The organism is Nonomuraea turkmeniaca (assembly GCF_005889735.1).
Lineage (GTDB): Bacteria > Actinomycetota > Actinomycetes > Streptosporangiales > Streptosporangiaceae > Nonomuraea > Nonomuraea turkmeniaca.
In genome coordinates, this window is sequence record NZ_VCKY01000009.1 from 50,448 (window position 1) to 68,855 (window position 18,408).

Consider the following 18,408-nt stretch of genomic DNA (forward strand, 5'->3'; position numbering starts at 1 on the left):
CGGCCGGGCTTCTGATCGTCAGGGGCGCTCGGTCTCCAGGCGGACCGTCTCCTCGACGGTCATCGGCGCCGTACGCAGGACCGTCGGGTCGAGCGGCCTCAGGTACGTCTGCTGCACCCCCGGCACGCGGTCCTCGACGACGAACGTGGCCCGGGTGTGAACGTCGGCGCCCGGCTCGGTCACCCGGGGCACGACCTTGAAGTCGGCCGACATCTGCTCCCGCTCGATCTTCGTCAGCACGTATCCGCGCTGGTTGTTGTAGAACTTCAGATGCGGGTTGATCGTCAGGAACGGATGCGTGGCCGGGTCGGAGTCGGCCCCGTTCCCGCCGGTGGAGATCGACGAGGCCACCAGCTCCGCCCCCACCGACGGCCCGGTCGGGTCGTCGTAGTCGAGCTTGAGGTCGCTGGCCCAGTGCGCGTGCACGTCGCCGGTCAGCACGACGGGGTTGCGCACCTCGGCGTCGATCCAGCCCTGCGTGATGCGGCGGCGGGAGGCGACGTAGCCGTCCCAGGCGTCCTGGCTGGTGATCTTGGCGGGGCCGGCGTTGTTGTCACGCTGGGCGAAGAAGACCTGCTGCCCGAGGATGTCCCACTGCGCCCGCGAGTGGCGGAACCCGTCCATCAACCACGCCTCCTGCTCGGCCCCGGTGATCGAGCGGGCCGGGTCGACGGAGGCGGGACAGTCCTTGTAGCCGTCGCCGCAGCCCTGGTCGTCGCGGTACTGGCGGGTGTCGAGCATGTGGAAGGTGGCCATCCTGCCCCAGCGGATGCGCCGGTAGAGCTGCATGTCGATGCCGCGCGGGATGGAGGTGCGGCGCAGCGGCATGTTCTCGTAGTAGGCGCGGAAGGCGGCCTCGCGGCGGGTCAGGAAGCCCGGCTGCGGGACCTCGGGCTTCTCGGGCACCTCGTCGGCCCAGTTGTTGTCCAGCTCGTGGTCGTCCCACACGACCAGCCAGGGCGCGGCGGCGTGCGCGACCTGCAGGTCGGGGTCGGCCTTGTACTGGGCGTGACGCTGGCGGTAGTTGGCCAGGGTCTCGGTCTCGGGGCCTTCGTGGTGGCGGATGTTGCCGCCGGGGATGGTGTAGGTGTTCTTGGTGTACTCGTACTGGTAGTCGCCCAGGTGCAGGATCAGGTCGGGGTGCTCCTCGGCCAGCCTGCGGTAGGAGGTGAAGTAGCCGTGCTCGAACTGGGCGCAGGAGACGAACGCCATGGCCAGGCCGCCGCCGTACGACAGGGGGTGCGGGGCGGTGCGGGTGCGGCCGGCGGGCGAGACGTACGGGCCGACGCGGAAGCGGTACCAGTACTCGCGGTCGGAGCTCAGGTTCTGCACCTCGACGTGGACGCTGTGGCCCCACTCCGGGGCGGCCACGGCGACACCGGAGCGGACGACGCGGCGAAGGCGCTCGTCGGCGTACACCTGCCACTGCACGGTGAACGGACGCTGCGGCATGCCGCCGAGGCCGTCCTCGGCGAGCGGCTCCTGGGCGAGCCTGGTCCACAACACGAAACCCTCGTGGTCGGGGTCGCCGGAGGCCACGCCCAACGTGAACGGGTCGGCGCGCAGCCCGCGCGAGGCCAGGCTCTGGGCGGTCTCGGCGGCGGGGTCGTCGGCGTGCGCGGCGGTGGCCGGGATGGCCGCGGCGGCGCCCGCCGCTAAACCGGTGACGAGGAAGTGCCGGCGGTTCAGCTTGGACATCAGTGGCTCCTGGGACGATCGAGGGTGAGGGGGTTTCCCGTAGCCTTACTGACGATCATGACTGCGTAGTTAACACCGCACAACACGAAAAAGACGACATCCTTCGCGGATGTCGCCTCTTTCGGAAATTTCCGTCGTCACCGTCGCCCGGTGGCACCCCCGCCCGCAGTGATCATCTCACCGGAGGCAGGTGCGTGGCCCGCAACGACGCGCCGGACTACCAGCCGCGCTCGGCCAGGCGGTGCGGCTGGGGGATCTCGTCGACGTTGATGCCGACCATGGCCTCGCCCAGGCCGCGCGAGACCTTGGCGAGGACGTCGGGGTCGTCGTGGAAGGTGGTGGCCTTGACGATGGCCGCGGCGCGCTTGGCCGGGTCGCCCGACTTGAAGATGCCCGAGCCCACGAACACGCCCTCGGCGCCCAGCTGCATCATCATCGCGGCGTCGGCCGGGGTGGCGATGCCGCCCGCGGTGAACAGCACGACCGGCAGCTTGCCCGCCTTGGCGACCTCGGCGACCAGCTCATACGGGGCCTGCAGCTCCTTGGCGGCCACGTACAGCTCGTCCTCGGGCAGCGAGGCGAGCCGCTTGATCTCGGCGCGGATGGTGCGCATGTGGGTGACGGCGTTGGAGACGTCGCCGGTGCCCGCCTCGCCCTTGGAACGGATCATGGCAGCGCCCTCGGTGATGCGGCGCAGCGCCTCGCCCAGGTTGGTGGCGCCGCACACGAACGGCACCGTGAACTGCCACTTGTCGATGTGGTTGGCGTAGTCGGCCGGAGTCAGCACCTCCGACTCGTCGACGTAGTCCACGCCGAGCGACTGCAGCACCCGGGCCTCGACGAAGTGGCCGATGCGGGCCTTGGCCATGACGGGGATCGACACGGCGCTGATGATGCCGTCGATCATGTCGGGGTCGCTCATCCTGGACACGCCGCCCTGCGCGCGGATGTCGGCGGGAACGCGCTCGAGCGCCATGACCGCGACAGCGCCGGCGTCCTCCGCGATCTTCGCCTGCTCGGGGGTGACGACGTCCATGATGACGCCGCCCTTGAGCATCTCGGCCATGCCACGCTTGACGCGGGCGGTTCCGGTGACGGGGGTGTTTTCTGGCGTGCTGCTGGACACGGTCATCCTCACGAGCTCTCAGGGCAGTCGGTAAGTTATCAAACCCATCGTAGGTCCTGGAGGACCCCTCCCCCGACATGCCAAGATGTCAGGATTTATCGCCCATGTCGTTACATGTAGCAGCGATCAGGGGATGACGGGTTTGCGGCTGGCGAGGGCCACCCAGACCTGGCCGGGCGCGAAGTTCATCGGCTCCCCGCTCTCAGTGGTGAACGTCGTGCCGTCCTTCTCCGATTCCCGTTCCCACCGCGCTTTGAAAGCTTTACCGTCGCGCAGCACGATCGCCGTGCCCTTGCCCGTGGTGTGCACCAGCGGCGTGTAGCTGTCGTTCTTGTCGTGGAACTGGGAGCGCTCGGTCTTGGTGTACTGGATGACGATCGTCGGAGCCCCGAGCTGCCCGCCCTCGGCGGCCATGTCCTTCTTGCCGTCCTGCCAGATCATCCACAGCTTGCGCTGCTCGGACCAGGCGAAGGTGAAGCGCGCGGCGGGCCACTTGACGGTGTACGCCTTCTTGTCCACGCCGCCTTCGGCCGGCGCGTCGCCGAAGGTGAAGCCGATGTCCTTGGCCTTGCTCGCCTTGGGCGCCTTGGCCAGCAGCGGCTTGGTGTTGGCGAACAGGTTGTAGGGGGCGAAGCGGCCCGGCTGCCGGAAGTACGCCCCGGGATTGCGGGTGTCGCCGACGTCGTACAGGGACGCCTCGGCGATCAGCGGCAACATCAAGGACTGCGCGCCCGAGTAGGAGAAGGCCGGCTTGCCGAACATCGGCGCGATGTGCAGGTCGGAGATGCGGGCACTGCGGACCGGGCCCACCTTGGCGGGCAGCTTGGACGAGAAGATCGCCATGAGCCGGGTCAGCCCGGCCTCGACCTGCTCGACGTAGACGATGTCCGCGCTCTTGAGCCCCATCTGCGGCTTGCCCGCCGCCGTGTTCTCGATCTTCACGGCGAGCACCGGCTTGAGCTCGTCGTACGGCTTGCCGGTGAAGGGGTGCGCCGACGCCTCGGCAGGCTCCTCGCTCGGCGCCACCGTGGCGGCCTGCGGCACCTGACCCGGAGCGGGCTCCTCCGACGAGCAGGCCGCAACGGGCAGCAGCACGGCCGCTCCGGCAAGTGTGAGCGTGATCATCCGGGGTAGCCGCACCTGCAACACTCCTCGCTTCAGCCCGAAAACGGGATGAAGCTTACTGGCTTCCCCAAATCAGGTCATTCAGTTGCCATAGTCGCAGGCGGATTGTCATCAATCTCAAAGAAATCGGGATACTCCGTGTGCCCCGCCAGGCGCAGGGTTCTCGCCAACCAGCGGCGCTGCGCCGTCCGGGTGACCGCCACCGCATTGTTATAGAAGCGCCGCGAGTAGACCACCTTGGCCACGGCCGTATCGAGCTCCTCCAGCAGGTCGCGGCCGCCGGGAGACTCCGACAACTTCTCCCTGAACCGCTCCTGGTCCACCGCCGCCCGCAGCGTCCGCGACAGGTCGCTCTCGGCGTGCTCGCGCTCCTCCGGTCCGGTGATCCTGGCCTCGTGGGCGGCCGCGGCCAGCACCAGCGACGTGGCCGGGTCCAGCAGGCGCGAGCCGGCCAGCTCCAGCACCACCGCCCTGCGCCGCATCAGCGCGGCGTCCAGCGACTCGCGGGCCAGCTCCAGGCGGATGTGCAGGCGATCGAGCCGGCCCGCCCGCCAGGAGACGTACACGGCCATGAGCACCACGACGATGCCCGCGATCAGAACGACCATGGTGGAGGTCACCGATCATCCTCCCTGCCGCCCGCGGTCACAGATCCTCCTCCACGCGGCCCGCGCCGCTCGTGGTGACCGTCTCGTACACACGTACGACGTCCCGCGCCACCGTGGACCAGTCGTACTTCCTGACCGCCACCAGCGCCTCCGAGGCCAGCTTGGCGCGCCGCTCGGGCGCGTCGAGCAGCGCGGCCGCCTCGCGCGCCAGCGAGCCGGCGTCGCCGTTGGCGAACAACGCGCCCGCCTGCCCCTCGCCGAGCACCCTGCGGAAGGCCGGGATGTCACTGGCCAGCACCGTGGCCCCGGAGGCCATGGCCTCGGCCAGCACGATGCCGAAGCTCTCCCCCCGCGTGTTGGGCGCGCAGAACACGTCGACCGAGTGATAGGCCCGGATCTTGTCCGCCTCGCTCACCATGCCCAGCACCGTCACCCGGTCGCGGAACCGCTTCGGCACCCGGTCGTAGACGTCCTTCTCGTCGCCCGGGCCGGCGATGAGCAGCTTCACCTCCGGCCGCTCGGCCGCCAGCGTCGCGAACGCCTCCAGCAGGATCGGCAGCCCTTTGCGCTCCTCGTCCATCCGCCCCAGGAAGCCGAGCGTGGCCCCGTCGGGCCCCCACCCGTCCAGCGGCTCGGCCTCGGTGTAGCGGGAGACGGTCACGCCGTTCGGGATGAGCACCGCGTCGCCGCCGAACTGCTCGACCAGGCTCTTGCGGGCCGCGTCGGAGACCGCGATGCGCCCGCTGAGCTTCTCCAGCGCGCTCTGCAGCAGCGGCTCGGCCACCGCGATGGCCCGCGAGCGCGACCACGACGCGTGGAAGGTGGCCACGATCGGCCCCTTCGCCGCCCAGCACGCCAGCACGCCCAGGCTCGGGATCAGCGGCTCGTGGATGTGCAGCACGTCGAACCGGCCCGTGCGCACCCACCGCCGCACCCGCGCCGCCGACAGGAAGCCGAACGACATCCGGGCCACCGCCCCGTTGTACGGCACCGGAATCGCCCGCCCCGCACCCGTCACATAAGGGGGCAGCTCGTCGTCGTCGGCCGCCGGCGCGATCACCGACACGTCGTGCCCCTGCGCGATCAGCGCCTGCGCCAGGTCGTCGATGTGCTGCTTGACCCCGCCCGGCATGTCCCACGAGTAGGGGCACACGATGCCCACCTTCATGGGCCGGCCTCCGGGAGCGGCAGGTCTTCCAGCCAGAGCCGCTGCAACATGTGCCAGTCCTCCGGATGCTCGGAGATGCCCTTCTCGAACACGTCGGCCAGCCGCTGCGCCACCACCGCGACCTTCTCCTGCCGGGTGCCCTCCTCCGGGACCGGGATCTCCTCGTGGATGTGGATGCCCCAGTCGCCGTTCACGAAGTAGACGACCGCCGGCAGCAGCGCGGCCCCGGTCTGCACGGCCAGCAGCGGCGGCCCCGCGGGCACCTTCGTGGTGGCGCCGAAGAAGCGCACCTCGACGCCGCTCTTGGTCAGATCGCGCTCGGCGGGCAGGCACACCACGCCGCCCTTGCGCACCCGCATCGCCAGCGTGGCGAAGTTGTGCCCGTCGCCGCCGGTCAGCGGCAGCACCTCCATGCCGAGCCCTTCGCGGAAGGCCACGTAGCGCCGGAACAACGACTCCGGCCTGAGCCGCTCGGCCACGGTCGTGAACGGATGGCCCACGCCCACCAGCCAGGCGCCGGCCTGATCCCAGTTGCCCATGTGCGGCAGCGCCAGCACCACGCCCCGCCCGGCCGCCACGGTGTCGTGGACGTGCTCGGCGCCGATGACGTGGGTGCGCCGCACGACCTCCTCGGTGCTCATGGACGGCAGCCGGAAGATCTCGTGGAAGTAGCGGAAGTACGAGCGCATGCCCGCTCTGGTGAGCTCGCGCAGCTCGCGGCTGCCCGGGGCGAGGCCGGTCACCCTGGCGAGGTTGGACTCCAGCCGGCGCACCGACTTGCCGCGCCTGGCCCACACCCGGTCGGCCAGGACGCGGAAGACCGCGGCCGTGGGGCGCTCGGGCAGCAGCGGCACGAGCTTCCACCCGGCCGCGAAACCGGCGGCCACCACACGATCGCCGAACGATGCCTTCTCGCTCATTTCTCCCTCGCCTGCCGATAGACGGCCACCACCCGCTGCCCCACGGTGATCACGCTGGCCGCCGCCAGCAGCCACATCCCGGCAGGCAGAACGTACGGCACGCCGAGCCCCGAGAAGCAGGCCGCGACCAGCGCCACGACCAGCCGCTCCGGCCGCTCGGCCAGCCCGACGTCAGCCGTGAGCCCGAGCCCCTCGGCCCTGGCCTTGGCGTACGACACCAGGGTCCCGGCGATCAGGCACACCAGCGTCACCGAGGCCATCAGCGTGTCCTGCCTGGACACGAAATACAAGATCAGGCCGGCGAAGATGGCCGCGTCGGCCACGCGGTCGAGGGTCGAGTCCAGGAACGCGCCCCAGGTGCTTCCCCCCTTCCCGCCGAGCCTGGCCACCACACCGTCGAGCAGGTCGAACAGCACGAAAACCGTGATCACAAGGGCCCCCACGGTCAGGTGGCCGAGGGGGAAGAAGGTCAGGGCGGCCACGACGGTGCCGAGGGTGCCGATCGCCGTGACGGCGTTCGGGCCGATCCCGCGGCCGACGAGGGCCCTGCCCAGCGGGGTGAGTATCCGGGTCATGGCCGGGCGCAGGAGTTTGAGCATCGCCGTCCGATCGTAGGCCATCACGGACCTGACAACTTTCTTTGCCCTGGCCCTCTTGTGATATCCGCCACACGGGTATTTGGTGAACACACCGCGTCCATGCGGTTTCTGTCACACTTCGCGCGGGCGCGGCGTTGGAACCAACCGACGACGCTGGAGGCCGATGTGGCTGAAAGAAACACGGGAGGCGCCGTAGGAGCCGCGGGCAGGGCACCCGCGGCCGACAGGGCGGATGCGATACGCAATGTCGTGCTGGTCGGCCACTCAGGAGCAGGTAAGACGACCCTCGTCGAGCAGCTGCTGGCCGCCACGGGCACTATTCAGCGCCCGGGACGGGTCGAGGACGGCAACACGGTCAGCGACTTCGACGAGGTCGAGGTCAGGCAACAGCGGTCGGTCAATCTCTCCTTGGCGCCCCTGCTGCACAACAGCATCAAGATCAACCTTCTGGACACCCCCGGCTACGCCGACTTCGTCGGCGATCTGCGAGCCGGGCTGCGAGCCGCGGACGCGGCGTTGTTCGTGGTCTCCGCCTCCGACGGGATCGACGGGCTCACCCAGATGCTCTGGGAGGAGTGCGCGCAGGTCGGCATGCCCCGCGCGGTCGTGATCACCAAGATCGACCACCAGCGGGCCGACTTCGACGAGGTGCTCGCCGCCTGCCAGGACGTCTTCGGCGACGGCGTGGCGCCCCTCTACCTGCCGGTGATCACCAATGGGCACGTCAACGGGCTGATCGGGTTGCTCACCCAGAAGTTCTACAACTACGCGACCGGCGCCCGTACCGAGAAGGAGCCCGGCGCCGAGTACCAGGCGCAGATCGAGGAGTACCGCGGCAGTCTGATCGAGGGCATCATCCAGGAGAGCGAAGACGAGACGCTCATGGAGAGATACCTCGAGGGCGAGCCGATCGACACCAAGGTCCTCATCGAGGACCTGGAGAAGGCCGTCGCGCGCGGCAGCTTCTACCCGGTTCTCTGCAGCGGGCTGGGCGTGGGCGCGCACGAGGTGCTCGAGGTCATCACTCAGGGCTTCCCCTCGCCCCTCGAACACCCGATGCCGGAGATCACCGACCTGTCCGGCAAACAGGTCAAGGGCATCACCTGCGACCAGGACGGCCCGCTGGTGGCCGAGGTCGTCAAGACCACCAGCGACCCGTACGTCGGCCGCATCAGCCTCGTCCGCGTCTTCTCCGGCACGCTGCGCCCCGACATGACCGTGCACGTGTCCGGGCACGGCCTGGCCGACCGCGGCCACGAGGACCACGACGTGGACGAGCGCATCGGCACCCTGACCTGTCCGCTGGGCAAGCACCAGCGCGGCGCGGCCAAGGGCATGGCCGGCGACATCGTGGCGGTGGCCAAGCTTTCGCGCGCCGAGACCGGCGACACCCTGTCCGAGGTGGAGCGGCCGCTGGTCATGACCGCCTGGGCCATGCCCGAACCGCTGCTGCCCGTGGCGATCAGGGCCAAGTCCAAGGCCGACGAGGACAAGCTGTCGCAGGCGCTCGGCCGGCTCGTGGCCGAGGACCCCACGCTGCGGCTGGAGAACAACGCCGAGACCCGGCAGCTCGTCCTGTGGTGCATGGGCGAGGCGCACACCGACGTGCTGCTCGACCGGCTGTCCAAGCGGCACGGCGTCGAGGTCGAGCGCGTGGAGCTGCGGGTGCCGCTGCGCGAGACGTTCGGCGGCAAGTGCCAGGCGATGGGCCGCAACGTCAAGCAGACCGGCGGGCACGGCCAGTACGCGATCTGCCACCTCGAGGTGGAGCCCCTGCCGTCCGGCGGCGGGTTCGAGTTCGTGGACAAGATCGTGGGCGGCGTGGTGCCGCGGCAGTTCATCCCATCGGTGGAGAAGGGCGTACGGGCCCAGATGGAGCGGGGCGTCGTCGCCGGCTACCCGATGGTCGACGTGCGCGTCACGCTCTACGACGGCAAGGCGCACTCCGTCGACTCCTCCGACATGGCCTTCCAGATCGCCGGCCAGCTGGCGCTGAAGGAGGCGGCGTCGAAGGTGCCGACCCTGCTGCTCGAGCCGGTGGACGAGCTCTCCGTGCTGGTGGCCGACGACTACGTGGGGTCGGTGATGTCCGACCTGTCGTCGCGGCGCGGGCGCGTGCTCGGCACCGAGCCCGTCGGCACCGGTCGCACCCTGGTCAAGGCCGAGGTGCCCGAGCTGGAGATCACGAGGTACGCCATCGACCTGAGATCCATGTCACATGGCACGGGCACGTTCACGCGTTCCTTCCTGCGCTACGAACCACTGCCCCAGAACATCGCGAGCAAGGTGGCGACGCCGGAATGACGGCGGAATGAGCCGGGATTAGCTGGGGAGCCGGGAGGGAAATCTGGCCCCTCCCGGCCCAGCTATATTCATTTATCACAAAGAGATCACGACTTCATTTCTTTTTTTCGTCCCGACCATCCCTGAGCAGGTGCCACACTGGGTGGCATTATGCGAACTGGACGCCCACTCCTAGCCGCCGCAGCCCTCGCCGTCGTCACCACCACCGCCGCCTACGCGTTCGGCCCCGGTGCGACCGAGGCCCCCGCGGCGAGCGAGAAGAAGACGACCACAGCCGCCGCACCCGTGGCCGCCTGCAAGGCCGACGCCCGCTACCCGAAGCGCCAGCTCCGGGGCGTCTGGATCGCCACGGTCAAGAACATCGACTGGCCCTCGCGGACCGGGCTGACCGCCGAGCGGCAGAAGGCCGAATACATCAAGATCCTGGACAGCGCCGCCAAGCGTAACTTCAACGCGGTCTTCGTCCAGGTGCGACCCGCCTCCGACGCGCTCTACAAGTCGTCGATCGAGCCCTGGTCGCAGTTCCTGACCGGCACGGCGGGCAAGGATCCCGGCTGGGACCCGCTGCCGTTCCTCATCGACGAGGCCCACAAGCGCGGCCTGGAGTTCCACGCCTGGTTCAACCCGTACCGGGCCTCCTATGACGCCAACACGTCCAAGCTGCCCGCCAACCACCCGGCCAGGCAGCACCCGGACTGGACGGTCAAGTACGGCGACCGCCTCTACTTCAACCCGGGCATGCCGCAGGTGCGCGAGCACGTCGTCAAGGTCATCACGGACGTGGTGGACCGGTACGACGTGGACGGGGTGCACTTCGACGACTACTTCTACCCGTATCCGGGCGAGGGCGGCCAGTTCAACGACAAGGCCGCCTTTACAAAGTACGGCAAGGGCAAGAGCCTGGCCGACTGGCGTCGTAACAACGTCAACACGCTCGTCGCCGAGGTGGACGAGGCCATCCACGAGCGGAAGAACCACGTCAAGTTCGGCATCAGCCCGTTCGGCATCTGGCGGAACAAGTCGAACGACCCGTCCGGGTCCAACACCAACGGCATGTCCGCCTATGACTCGATTTATGCGGATGCGAAGGCCTGGATCAACTCCGGCACTGTCGACTACGTGATGCCGCAGCTCTACTGGCCGCGCGGTTTCAAGGCGGCCGACTACAAGGAGCTGATGCCGTGGTGGTCCGGCGCGGTCAAGGGCTCCGGAGTGCACCTGTACATCGGGCAGGCCCTCTACCGGGTCGGCGCCAAGGACGACAAGGCCTGGACCAAGCCGGGCGAGCTGGCCGCGCACCTGACGCTCAACCGCAAGCACAAGCAGGTGGACGGTGACGTCTACTTCAGCGCCAAGCAGCTGCTCACCAACCCGCTGGGCGCGATGGACCGGGTCGCCAAGGAGCACTACGGCAGGCCCGCCCTGCTGCCGCTCATGAAGGACCGCGGCGGCCAGGCCCCGGCCAAGCCGGCGGGGGCGAAGGCGGCGGGCTCGACGCTGTCGTGGACGCCGTCGTCCGGGGCGCGTGCGTACGCGGTGTACCAGGTGCCCAAGTCCGGCAAGGACTGCCAGGGCACGGACGCCCGCAACCTGGTCGCCGTCGTCACCAACCCGTCGTTCGCGGCCAAGTCGCCGGGGACTTACCTGGTCACCTCGCTCGATCGCCTGCACCACGAGAGCAAGCCGGTCAAGGTGAAGGTGGACGCGGTCTGACCCGCCCGCGCCGGACACCGGGGCCCTCAAGGCCCCGGGCACGTCCTGTCGCGGCCGCCCGCCGGGGCCCGGAAAACACCGGCCCCGGCCCGGCCACGCCTGGCCCGCCTCAGCGGTCGTCACCCCGCGGAACCGTTGTGAGGGCCCCGCTGACGCCGGGTCTCCCGCACCCGACGTCGCCTCGGCGCACCCTCGGTTCGTGAGAGGGTAGGTCGGAACTTGTGGCGCCTGGAGGCGACCTTCCTCTACCGTGCCACGGACATCATCGATCGCGGGAGGTCATCGGGGTGAGGCGCGCGGTAGTCGTGCTGGCCGTGCTGCTCGGCCAGCTGCTGACCGGCCAGGGTCTTCTCACCGGAGCGGCACGAGCCGAGGCCGGCGCCGATCGGGTGGCGGCCGCCGCAGCCGGCGCCGATCGGGTGGCTCGTGCGGAGAGCGGCGCCGCATCGCTGGCCCGAGGCCACGCGGCCGGGAGCACGCAGGCTCCGGACGGCACCGGCCGGGTGGCGCTCATCGGGGTGTCCGGGCTGCACTGGAACGACCTCACCCAAGCCGACACCCCCAACCTCTGGGACCTGGTCGCCTCCAGCGCGATCGGCTCGCTCTCCGTCCGTACCGTCGGCAACGTGACCTGCCCCTACGACGGCTGGCTGACCGTGTCGGCGGGCACCAGGTCGGCCGTCGGCTACGGCTGCGGCGCACCCCCGATGCCCGAGCCGCAGGGCGAGGGCGCGACCATCCCCGACTACCGCTACCTCATCGACGTGGCGGGCCAGCGCAACGCCGGCACCCTCGGAGAGTCGCTGAAGGCGGCCGGGCAGTGCTCGATCGCGATCGGCCCCGGCGCCGCGCTCGGGCTGGCCGATCGGCAGGGCGCGGTGCAGCACTACCACGCCTCGCCGCTCCAGGTCAGGACCGCCGACCTGGAGAAGTGCCGGATGATCGCCATGGACGTGGACGACCTCATCCGCCCCTATCTGACCGGCGACCGCCTGCCGAAGGTGCCCGACCAGCTCACCCCCGCCCAGCGGCGCGACGCCCTGCGCCTGGCCGACGCCAAGGCGGGCGCACTGCTGTCGGTGCTGCCCGCCGACACGACGGTGCTGCTCGCGGGCCTGTCCGACCACGGCTCCGTACCCCATCTGCGGGTGGCCGCGCTCCGCGAGCCCGGCGCGCAAGGCCGGCTGCTCGGCGCCGCCTCCACCCGCCGCGAGGACATCTCGATCCTGCCCGACCTGACCTCCACCACGCTCACCAAGCTCGGCGTGCCGGTGCCCGCCACGGTCGTGGGCGTGCCCATGCAGGCCGGCGAGCACGGCGCCACCGTCGAACACCTCCAGCGCGCCGACGCCACCGCCCAGACCATGCGCTCGGCGAAGGGACAATACTTCACCGCCCTGGCGGTCCTGCAGGTCCTGTTCTACGTTCTGGCTTTCCTGCTGCTGCGCCGCCGCAAGCAACTGCCCTGGGTACGCGCGGCCGCCACGGCGCTCGCGGCCCTGCCCGTCACCTCGTTCCTGGTCAACCTGCTGCCGTGGTCCACCCATCTGCAGCTGTTCGGCGGCATGCTGGCCTGGTGGGCGGCGATCACCGCGCTGGCGCTGGCCGGGCCCTGGCGGCGCCGGCCGCTCGGCCCGCTGGCCGTGGTCGCCGGCGTCACCGCGCTCACGCTGGCCGGCGACCTGCTGACCGGCACGACGCTCCAGCTCAACAGCTTCATGGGCTTCAGCGCCGAGCAAGGGGCCCGCTACTTCGGGCTCGGCAATATCCCGTTCGCGCTGTTCGCCACCGGCACGCTGCTGACCACGACGGTGATCGCGCACCGCTGGCCGGGGAAGGTGGGCCTGGCCGCGATCGTGGGGCTGGGCGCGGCCGCGATGGTGCTCGGCGGGTCCGGGCTGGGCAGCGACTTCGGCGGCGTCATCGCGTTCGTGCCGGGCATCGCGGTGACGGCGCTCATCCTGTCGGGCCGGCGGGTGTCGCTGCTGAAGCTGGCGTTGTTCTGCGTGGCCGGCGGGGTGATCGTGATGACCTTCGCCTGGATCAACTACCTGAGGCCGGCCAACGAGCAGACGCACCTGGGCAGGTTCGTGGGCCAGGTGCTGACCGGCGAGGCGCTCGACGTCATCTGGCGCAAGCTGCAGGCCATGCTCGGCACGCTGCTCAACCCCAATCTGATGCCGATCGTCATCGTGGCGGTGGCGTTCCTCGTGTACGCGATCCTGCGGCCCGAGCAGGCCTCGGCCGGGGTGGTGCCGGCGGCGTTCGAGCACTCCCCCGCGCTGCGGGCCGGGCTCATCGGCACGCTGGTCAGCGGCGTGGTCGGGATGCTCGTCAACGACTCGGGCGCGGCCGTGCTGTCCATGGCGCTGGCGCTGGCCGTACCACTGCTGCTGGCCACCGGCATCGGCGTGCTCATGCGGCGGGAGCAGTCATCCCCAGGCGTCGGCGAGCAACTGACGCGTGTCTCGAAGTAGCTGCGGCAGGACCTTGGTCTGGGCGACGACCGGCATGAAGTTCGTGTCGCCGCCCCACCGGGGCACGACGTGCTGGTGCAGGTGCGCGGCGATGCCCGCGCCGGCCACGTGGCCGAGGTTCATGCCGACGTTGAAGCCCTGCGCGCCGCTGGCCTTGCGCAGGGCCCGCAGCGACCTCTGCGTGAACTCCCCCATCTCGACCAGCTCGTCCGGGCGCAGCTCGTCGTAGTCGGACACGTGCCGGTAGGGGACGACCATCAGGTGGCCGGAGTTGTACGGGTAGAGGTTGAGCACCGCGTACACGCTCTCGCCCCGGGCGACGATCAGGCCCTCCTCGTCGCTCATCTTGGGGATCGCGTCGAACGGGCACCCGTCGTCGGGGCCGGTGCCCGTCGGCTTGTTCTCACCCTTGATGTAGGCCATACGATGCGGGGTCCACAGACGGTCGAAGTTGTCCGGAGCCCCGGCCCCTGCCTGATCGTGCATAACTAGCAGCATAGGACCACGGACAAACGGGATGCTCTTCCGGCACAATCCTGAACATCCCGCCTAGAGGAGGCCGCGATGAGCGAAGCGTTAGCAGAGCATGCCGTACCACCCGCCGAAGTCGAGAACCCCGAAAGTTCCGAGCACTCCGAAAACTCCGAAAACTCCGCAGAGCCCGCCGACGGTCCCGCCCTCGGGCAATCCACGCCCTATCCGTCCGGCGCGATGGTGAAGGGTCGGATCAAGGTCGCCGACGAGGTGGTGGAGAAGGTCGCCGCCCTGGCCGCCCTCGAAGTGGCCGGTGTCGCCGACATGGGCGGCGATCTGGCGCGCGCCTTCGAGTCCGTACGCGACCGCATTGGCATCGGCTCCCGGCGCGGCACCCAGGGCGTCAATGCGCAGATCCAGGACCGTCAGGTGGCCGTGGACCTGACGATCGTGGTGGAGTACGGGCACGTGGTGATGGAGGTCGCCTCGGAAGTCAAGATGAACGTGGCCAGGAGCGTGAGCCGGATGCTCGGCATGCGGGTCATGGAGGTCAACGTGACCGTGGACGATGTCCGTCTCCCCGGCGAGGGCCGCCCCACCTCCTCCGAAGAGCCGCCCGACGATGCCCTTGCTCCTTTTGCCACGTGAACCACCGTCCCGTCGCGCCCGGACCGGACAACCACCCTCTCGTCCGTGCCCGCCCTGTTCCTCGCCCGCCTCGGCGACGAGAGTCACCGGACGTGCCTTCCCCGTTGGCTTCGGAGCCTGGCACGGATGCGGGATGAGCTGTGCGAGGTCCGCCCATGACAGCGGCAGCGGCACGGCAAAGACACGTCCCAGCCTCCGCTGGGGCGCCCGCTTATCGCTCAAACGTTCTACCCGCGAGAACCACATGCCGGTAGCCCATCGGTCACTCAGCGTGAAAATTGTAGGATGCGAGAGTCCGTTTCCTCCCCGGCTGAAGACCAGAGAGTCCACAGAGAAGGTCCGATGACGACCGAGCAACTCGAGCCCATGCCCACCGACTGGCAACGTGCCCTGGCCATCGTGGCCCACCCCGACGACCTCGAGTACGGTTGCGCGTCCGCCGTCGCCACCTGGACCGACGCCGGACGCGAGGTCGCCTACGTGATGGTCACGAGGGGCGAGGCCGGCATCGACACGCTCGAGCCCGCCAAGAGCGGCCCGGTGCGGGAGCGTGAGGAGCGGGCCAGCGCCGCCGTGGTCGGGGTGAGCAGCGTGGAGTTCCTCGACCATCGGGACGGCGTCATCGAGTACGGTGTCCCGCTGCGCCGGGACATCGCCGCCGCCATCCGCAGGCACCGCCCCGAGCTGGTGATCACCCTGAACCCGGACGACACGTGGGGCGGCACGTACTGGAACACGCCGGATCATCGGGCGGTGGGGAGGGCGGTGCTGGACGCGGCCGGAGACGCTGGCAATAGGTGGATATTTCCGGACACAGATGCGGAGCCCTGGAACGGCGTCCGCTGGGTCGCCGTAGCCGGCAGCGACTCCCCCACCCACGCCGTGGACGTCACCGACGGACTGGAGCGCGGCGTGCGGTCCCTCATGGAGCACCGTGCGTACATCGAGGCCCTCAACGGCGAGGACCCCGAGACCTACGCCCGCAACCTGATCGAAGGGTTCGCCCGGCAGGAGGCGGAGCGCTTCGGCGGCCGCCCAGCAGTGACATTCCGCCTATTCACCCGATAAAGCGGGACATTCAGCAATCAGCCGGTTAAGCCATGACACTCCGCCTATCCGCCCGATAGCTGCGACATTTCGCTTATTCATCCGGCAAATCGACAAATCCGGAATCGTCTGCGACGGCTCGCGGATCTTGCTAAGGTCCCATGCCCTGCGGTCGATGCTTCCCGCAGACGCTGCCGGTCGGGCGCACCATGCCATGCCCTGCGTCCGGCCGATCCCCCAACCGAAAGGTGTCCCTTCATGGCCAAGTCATGGATCGTGGCCGTCCTGCTCTGCTTCTTCCTGGGCGCGCTCGGCGTGCACCGCTTCTACGTCGGCAAGATCGGGACGGGCATCCTGCAACTCATCACGCTCGGCGGTCTCGGCGTATGGGTGCTGATCGACTTCATCATGATCTTGATCGGCAAGTTCACCGACAAGCAGGGCCAGCCGCTGGCCAAGTGATCCAGGACGAAACGGCGGAGCAGCACCGCTGCTCCGCCGTTTCGTGTCGTCAGACCTGGACGCGCCGCTCCACGGCGTTGACGATCTCCGCGATCGCCTCGTCCACCGGCACGCCGTTCTTCTGCTCACCGCTGCGGTAGCGGAACGAGACCGCCCCGTTGGCGATGTCGTCGTCGCCGGCCAGCAGCATGAAGGGGACCTTGGCCTTCTGCGCGTTGCGGATCTTCTTCTGCATGCGGTCGTCGGCCGTGTCCACCTCGATCCGGACACCGCGCTCGGCCAGCTTTTTCGCCAGGTCCTGCAGGTAGGGCACGTGCGCCTCGGCGATCGGGATGCCCACCACCTGCACGGGCGCCAGCCAGGGCGGGAAGGCGCCGGCGTAGTGCTCGGTGAGCACGCCGAGGAAGCGCTCGACGGAGCCGAACAGCGCCCGGTGGATCATGACCGGGGTCTGCCGGGAGCCGTCCGCCGCCTGGTATTCCAGTCCGAAGCGCTTGGGCTGGTTGAGGTCGAGCTGGATGGTGGACAGCTGCCAGGTGCGGCCGATCGCGTCCTTGGCCTGCACAGAGATCTTGGGCCCGTAGAAGGCCGCGCCGCCCGGGTCGTCGACCAGAGTCAGCCCGGACTCGGTGGCGACCTGGCGCAGCGCCGCGGTGGCCTCCTCCCACTCCGCCGGGTCGCCGATGAACTTCTCCGACTCGTCGCGGGTGGACAGCTCCAGGTAGAAGTCCGTCAGGCCGAAGTCACGCAACACGCTGAGCACGAACCTCAGCAGCGACTTGATCTCATCGGCCATCTGCTCCCTGGTGGTGTAGATGTGCGCGTCGTCCTGCGTCATGCCGCGCACGCGGGTCAGCCCGTGCACCACACCGGACTTCTCGTACCGGTAGACCGAGCCGAACTCGCACAACCGCAGCGGCAGCTCGCGGTAGGAACGCCCGCGCGCCCGGTAGATCAGGTTGTGCATCGGGCAGTTCATCGGCTTGACCCGGTATTCGATGCCCTCCAGCTCGAAGGCCGGGAACATGTCCTCGGCGTACCACGGAAGGTGCCCGGAGGTCTCGAACAGCGACGACTTGGTGATGTGCGGCGTGTTGACGAACTCGTAGCCCGCCTCGGCCTGCCGCCGGCGCATGTAGTCTTCCATCTCCTTGCGGATGATCCCGCCCTTGGGATGGAAGATCGGCAGGCCGCTGCCCAGCTCCGGCGGGAAGCTGAACAGGTCGAGCTCGGCGCCCAGCTTGCGGTGGTCGCGCTTCTCGGCCTCCTCCAGCAGCTTGAGGTATTCGTCCTGCTTGTCGCGGGACTCCCACGCGGTGCCGTAGATGCGCTGCAGTTGCGGGTTCTTCTCGCTGCCCCGCCAGTAGGCGCCGCCGGCGCGCATCAGCTTGAACGCCGGGATCGACCGGGTGGACGGCACGTGCGGGCCGCGGCACAGGTCCTTCCACTTCAGCGCGCCGGTCTTGGCGTCGAGGTTGTCGTAGATCGTCAGCTGCCCCGCGCCGACCTCGACCGACTCCTCATCGGCCGCGCCGCCCTTGAGCCCGATGAGCTCGAGCTTGTAAGGCTCCGCGGCCAGCTCCTCGCGCGCCTCGTCGTCGCTGACGGGCCGGCGGGAGAACAGCTGCCCCTCCTTGACGATCTCCCGCATGCGCTTCTCGATGCGCTTGAGATCGTCGGGGTGGAACGCCTGCTCGACGTCGAAGTCGTAATAGAACCCGTTTTCCACGGGCGGCCCGATGCCCAGCTTGGCCTCGGGGAACAGCTCCTGCACCGCCTGCGCCATGACGTGGGCGGTGGAGTGGCGGACGATGGCCCGGCCTTCCTCGCTGGAGGCCTCGATCGGCTCCACCACGTCGCCCTCGGCCAGCACGCAGGCCAGGTCGCGCGGCTCGCCGTTGACCTTGGCTGCGATGACCGTGCGGCCGTCGGCCTCGATCGCCTCACCGGCCGTCGTGCCGGCCGCGACCACACGCTCGGCTCCGGCGAGGGTGATGCGTAGCTCGGCTGACACGGTGACTCCCTTGGGATCGCCCCGG

General features: G+C 69.4%; 15 protein-coding genes. 6 read left to right on the plus strand and 9 right to left on the minus strand.

All coding sequences use genetic code 11. The features are described 5' to 3' along the window. Positions 1–18: 18 nt before the first annotated feature. The 7 genes from ETD86_RS04230 to pgsA form a co-directional block, all read right to left on the minus strand. On the minus strand, positions 19–1,698 hold the full coding sequence (locus ETD86_RS04230) for an alkaline phosphatase D family protein (protein WP_138664750.1): 1,680 nt from the start codon (positions 1,696–1,698) through the stop codon (positions 19–21). A gap of 217 nt (positions 1,699–1,915) precedes the next feature. Continuing rightward, positions 1,916–2,830 (minus strand): pyridoxal 5'-phosphate synthase lyase subunit PdxS, encoded by a 915-nt coding sequence (pdxS, locus tag ETD86_RS04235; RefSeq protein ID WP_138664792.1) that lies wholly within the window; start codon positions 2,828–2,830, stop codon positions 1,916–1,918. A gap of 120 nt (positions 2,831–2,950) precedes the next feature. Then, a complete protein-coding gene (locus ETD86_RS04240) occupies positions 2,951–3,964 on the minus strand; it encodes a DUF3048 domain-containing protein (protein ID WP_246147609.1) in 1,014 nt (337 codons plus the stop codon). Positions 3,965–4,026: 62 nt separating this feature from the next. Continuing rightward, positions 4,027–4,557: a LemA family protein gene (locus ETD86_RS04245; RefSeq protein WP_170222878.1), complete on the minus strand. Its 531-nt coding sequence runs from the start codon at positions 4,555–4,557 to the stop codon at positions 4,027–4,029. 37 nt (positions 4,558–4,594) lie between these two features. Continuing rightward, positions 4,595–5,725 carry a glycosyltransferase family 4 protein gene (locus ETD86_RS04250; RefSeq protein WP_138664752.1) on the minus strand — a complete coding sequence of 377 codons (1,131 nt, stop codon included), beginning with the start codon at positions 5,723–5,725 and terminating at the stop codon, positions 4,595–4,597. Beyond that, a complete protein-coding gene (locus ETD86_RS04255) occupies positions 5,722–6,645 on the minus strand; it encodes a phosphatidylinositol mannoside acyltransferase (RefSeq protein ID WP_138664753.1) in 924 nt (307 codons plus the stop codon). Before ETD86_RS04255 ends, ETD86_RS04250 begins: the two co-directional genes overlap by 4 nt. Beyond that, positions 6,642–7,265, minus strand: coding sequence for a phosphatidylinositol phosphate synthase (gene pgsA / locus ETD86_RS04260; RefSeq protein ID WP_138664754.1), 624 nt, complete (start codon positions 7,263–7,265; stop codon positions 6,642–6,644). Before pgsA ends, ETD86_RS04255 begins: the two co-directional genes overlap by 4 nt. Positions 7,266–7,409: 144 nt before the next feature. On the opposite strand from pgsA, the gene ETD86_RS04265 reads away from it, so the two are divergent. The 3 genes from ETD86_RS04265 to ETD86_RS04275 all read left to right on the plus strand — a co-directional run bounded on the left by ETD86_RS04265 (position 7,410) and on the right by ETD86_RS04275 (position 13,738). After that, the gene (locus ETD86_RS04265) at positions 7,410–9,548 is read left to right on the plus strand and encodes an elongation factor G-like protein EF-G2 (protein WP_211369818.1); all 2,139 of its coding nucleotides are present in this window, start codon (positions 7,410–7,412) and stop codon (positions 9,546–9,548) included. A 150-nt stretch (positions 9,549–9,698) separates the two neighbouring features. Then, positions 9,699–11,261 carry a glycoside hydrolase family 10-like protein gene (locus ETD86_RS04270; RefSeq protein ID WP_138664756.1) on the plus strand — a complete coding sequence of 521 codons (1,563 nt, stop codon included), beginning with the start codon at positions 9,699–9,701 and terminating at the stop codon, positions 11,259–11,261. A gap of 287 nt (positions 11,262–11,548) precedes the next feature. Continuing rightward, positions 11,549–13,738: a hypothetical protein gene (locus ETD86_RS04275; RefSeq protein WP_246147610.1), complete on the plus strand. Its 2,190-nt coding sequence runs from the start codon at positions 11,549–11,551 to the stop codon at positions 13,736–13,738. On the opposite strand, the gene ETD86_RS04280 is transcribed toward ETD86_RS04275, so the two are convergent. Then, positions 13,694–14,224 carry an HIT family protein gene (locus tag ETD86_RS04280; protein ID WP_246147611.1) on the minus strand — a complete coding sequence of 177 codons (531 nt, stop codon included), beginning with the start codon at positions 14,222–14,224 and terminating at the stop codon, positions 13,694–13,696. The two genes, ETD86_RS04275 and ETD86_RS04280, sit on opposite strands and share 45 nt — an antisense overlap. A gap of 78 nt (positions 14,225–14,302) precedes the next feature. Here ETD86_RS04280 and ETD86_RS04285 point away from each other — a divergent pair, with 78 nt between their 5' ends. From ETD86_RS04285 to ETD86_RS04295, 3 genes are all read left to right on the plus strand, one after another. Next, positions 14,303–14,860, plus strand: coding sequence for an Asp23/Gls24 family envelope stress response protein (locus tag ETD86_RS04285; protein WP_138664759.1), 558 nt, complete (start codon positions 14,303–14,305; stop codon positions 14,858–14,860). A 342-nt stretch (positions 14,861–15,202) separates the two neighbouring features. Then, a complete protein-coding gene (locus ETD86_RS04290) occupies positions 15,203–15,928 on the plus strand; it encodes a PIG-L deacetylase family protein (protein WP_138664760.1) in 726 nt (241 codons plus the stop codon). A gap of 237 nt (positions 15,929–16,165) precedes the next feature. Further along, positions 16,166–16,369: a TM2 domain-containing protein gene (locus ETD86_RS04295; protein ID WP_138664761.1), complete on the plus strand. Its 204-nt coding sequence runs from the start codon at positions 16,166–16,168 to the stop codon at positions 16,367–16,369. 49 nt (positions 16,370–16,418) lie between these two features. Here ETD86_RS04295 and thrS read toward each other — a convergent pair whose 3' ends face one another. After that, complete coding sequence (gene thrS, locus ETD86_RS04300) at positions 16,419–18,383, minus strand: threonine--tRNA ligase (protein ID WP_138664762.1); 1,965 nt, start codon at positions 18,381–18,383, stop codon at positions 16,419–16,421. Positions 18,384–18,408 lie beyond the last annotated feature (25 nt).

What these genes read in the sequence shown, in the direction of transcription:
- pgsA (WP_138664754.1), bottom strand. Translation starts at nt 7,265, where the DNA reads ATGGCCTACGATCGGACGGCGATGCTCAAACTCCTGCGCCCGGCCATG.
- ETD86_RS04250 (WP_138664752.1), bottom strand. Translation starts at nt 5,725, where the DNA reads ATGAAGGTGGGCATCGTGTGCCCCTACTCGTGGGACATGCCGGGCGGG.
- ETD86_RS04270 (WP_138664756.1), top strand. Translation starts at nt 9,699, where the DNA reads ATGCGAACTGGACGCCCACTCCTAGCCGCCGCAGCCCTCGCCGTCGTC.
- ETD86_RS04290 (WP_138664760.1), top strand. Translation starts at nt 15,203, where the DNA reads ATGACGACCGAGCAACTCGAGCCCATGCCCACCGACTGGCAACGTGCC.
- ETD86_RS04255 (WP_138664753.1), bottom strand. Translation starts at nt 6,645, where the DNA reads ATGAGCGAGAAGGCATCGTTCGGCGATCGTGTGGTGGCCGCCGGTTTC.
- pdxS (WP_138664792.1), bottom strand. Translation starts at nt 2,830, where the DNA reads ATGACCGTGTCCAGCAGCACGCCAGAAAACACCCCCGTCACCGGAACC.
- ETD86_RS04230 (WP_138664750.1), bottom strand. Translation starts at nt 1,698, where the DNA reads ATGTCCAAGCTGAACCGCCGGCACTTCCTCGTCACCGGTTTAGCGGCG.
- ETD86_RS04295 (WP_138664761.1), top strand. Translation starts at nt 16,166, where the DNA reads ATGGCCAAGTCATGGATCGTGGCCGTCCTGCTCTGCTTCTTCCTGGGC.
- ETD86_RS04285 (WP_138664759.1), top strand. Translation starts at nt 14,303, where the DNA reads ATGAGCGAAGCGTTAGCAGAGCATGCCGTACCACCCGCCGAAGTCGAG.
- ETD86_RS04280 (WP_246147611.1), bottom strand. Translation starts at nt 14,224, where the DNA reads ATGCACGATCAGGCAGGGGCCGGGGCTCCGGACAACTTCGACCGTCTG.
- ETD86_RS04245 (WP_170222878.1), bottom strand. Translation starts at nt 4,557, where the DNA reads ATGGTCGTTCTGATCGCGGGCATCGTCGTGGTGCTCATGGCCGTGTAC.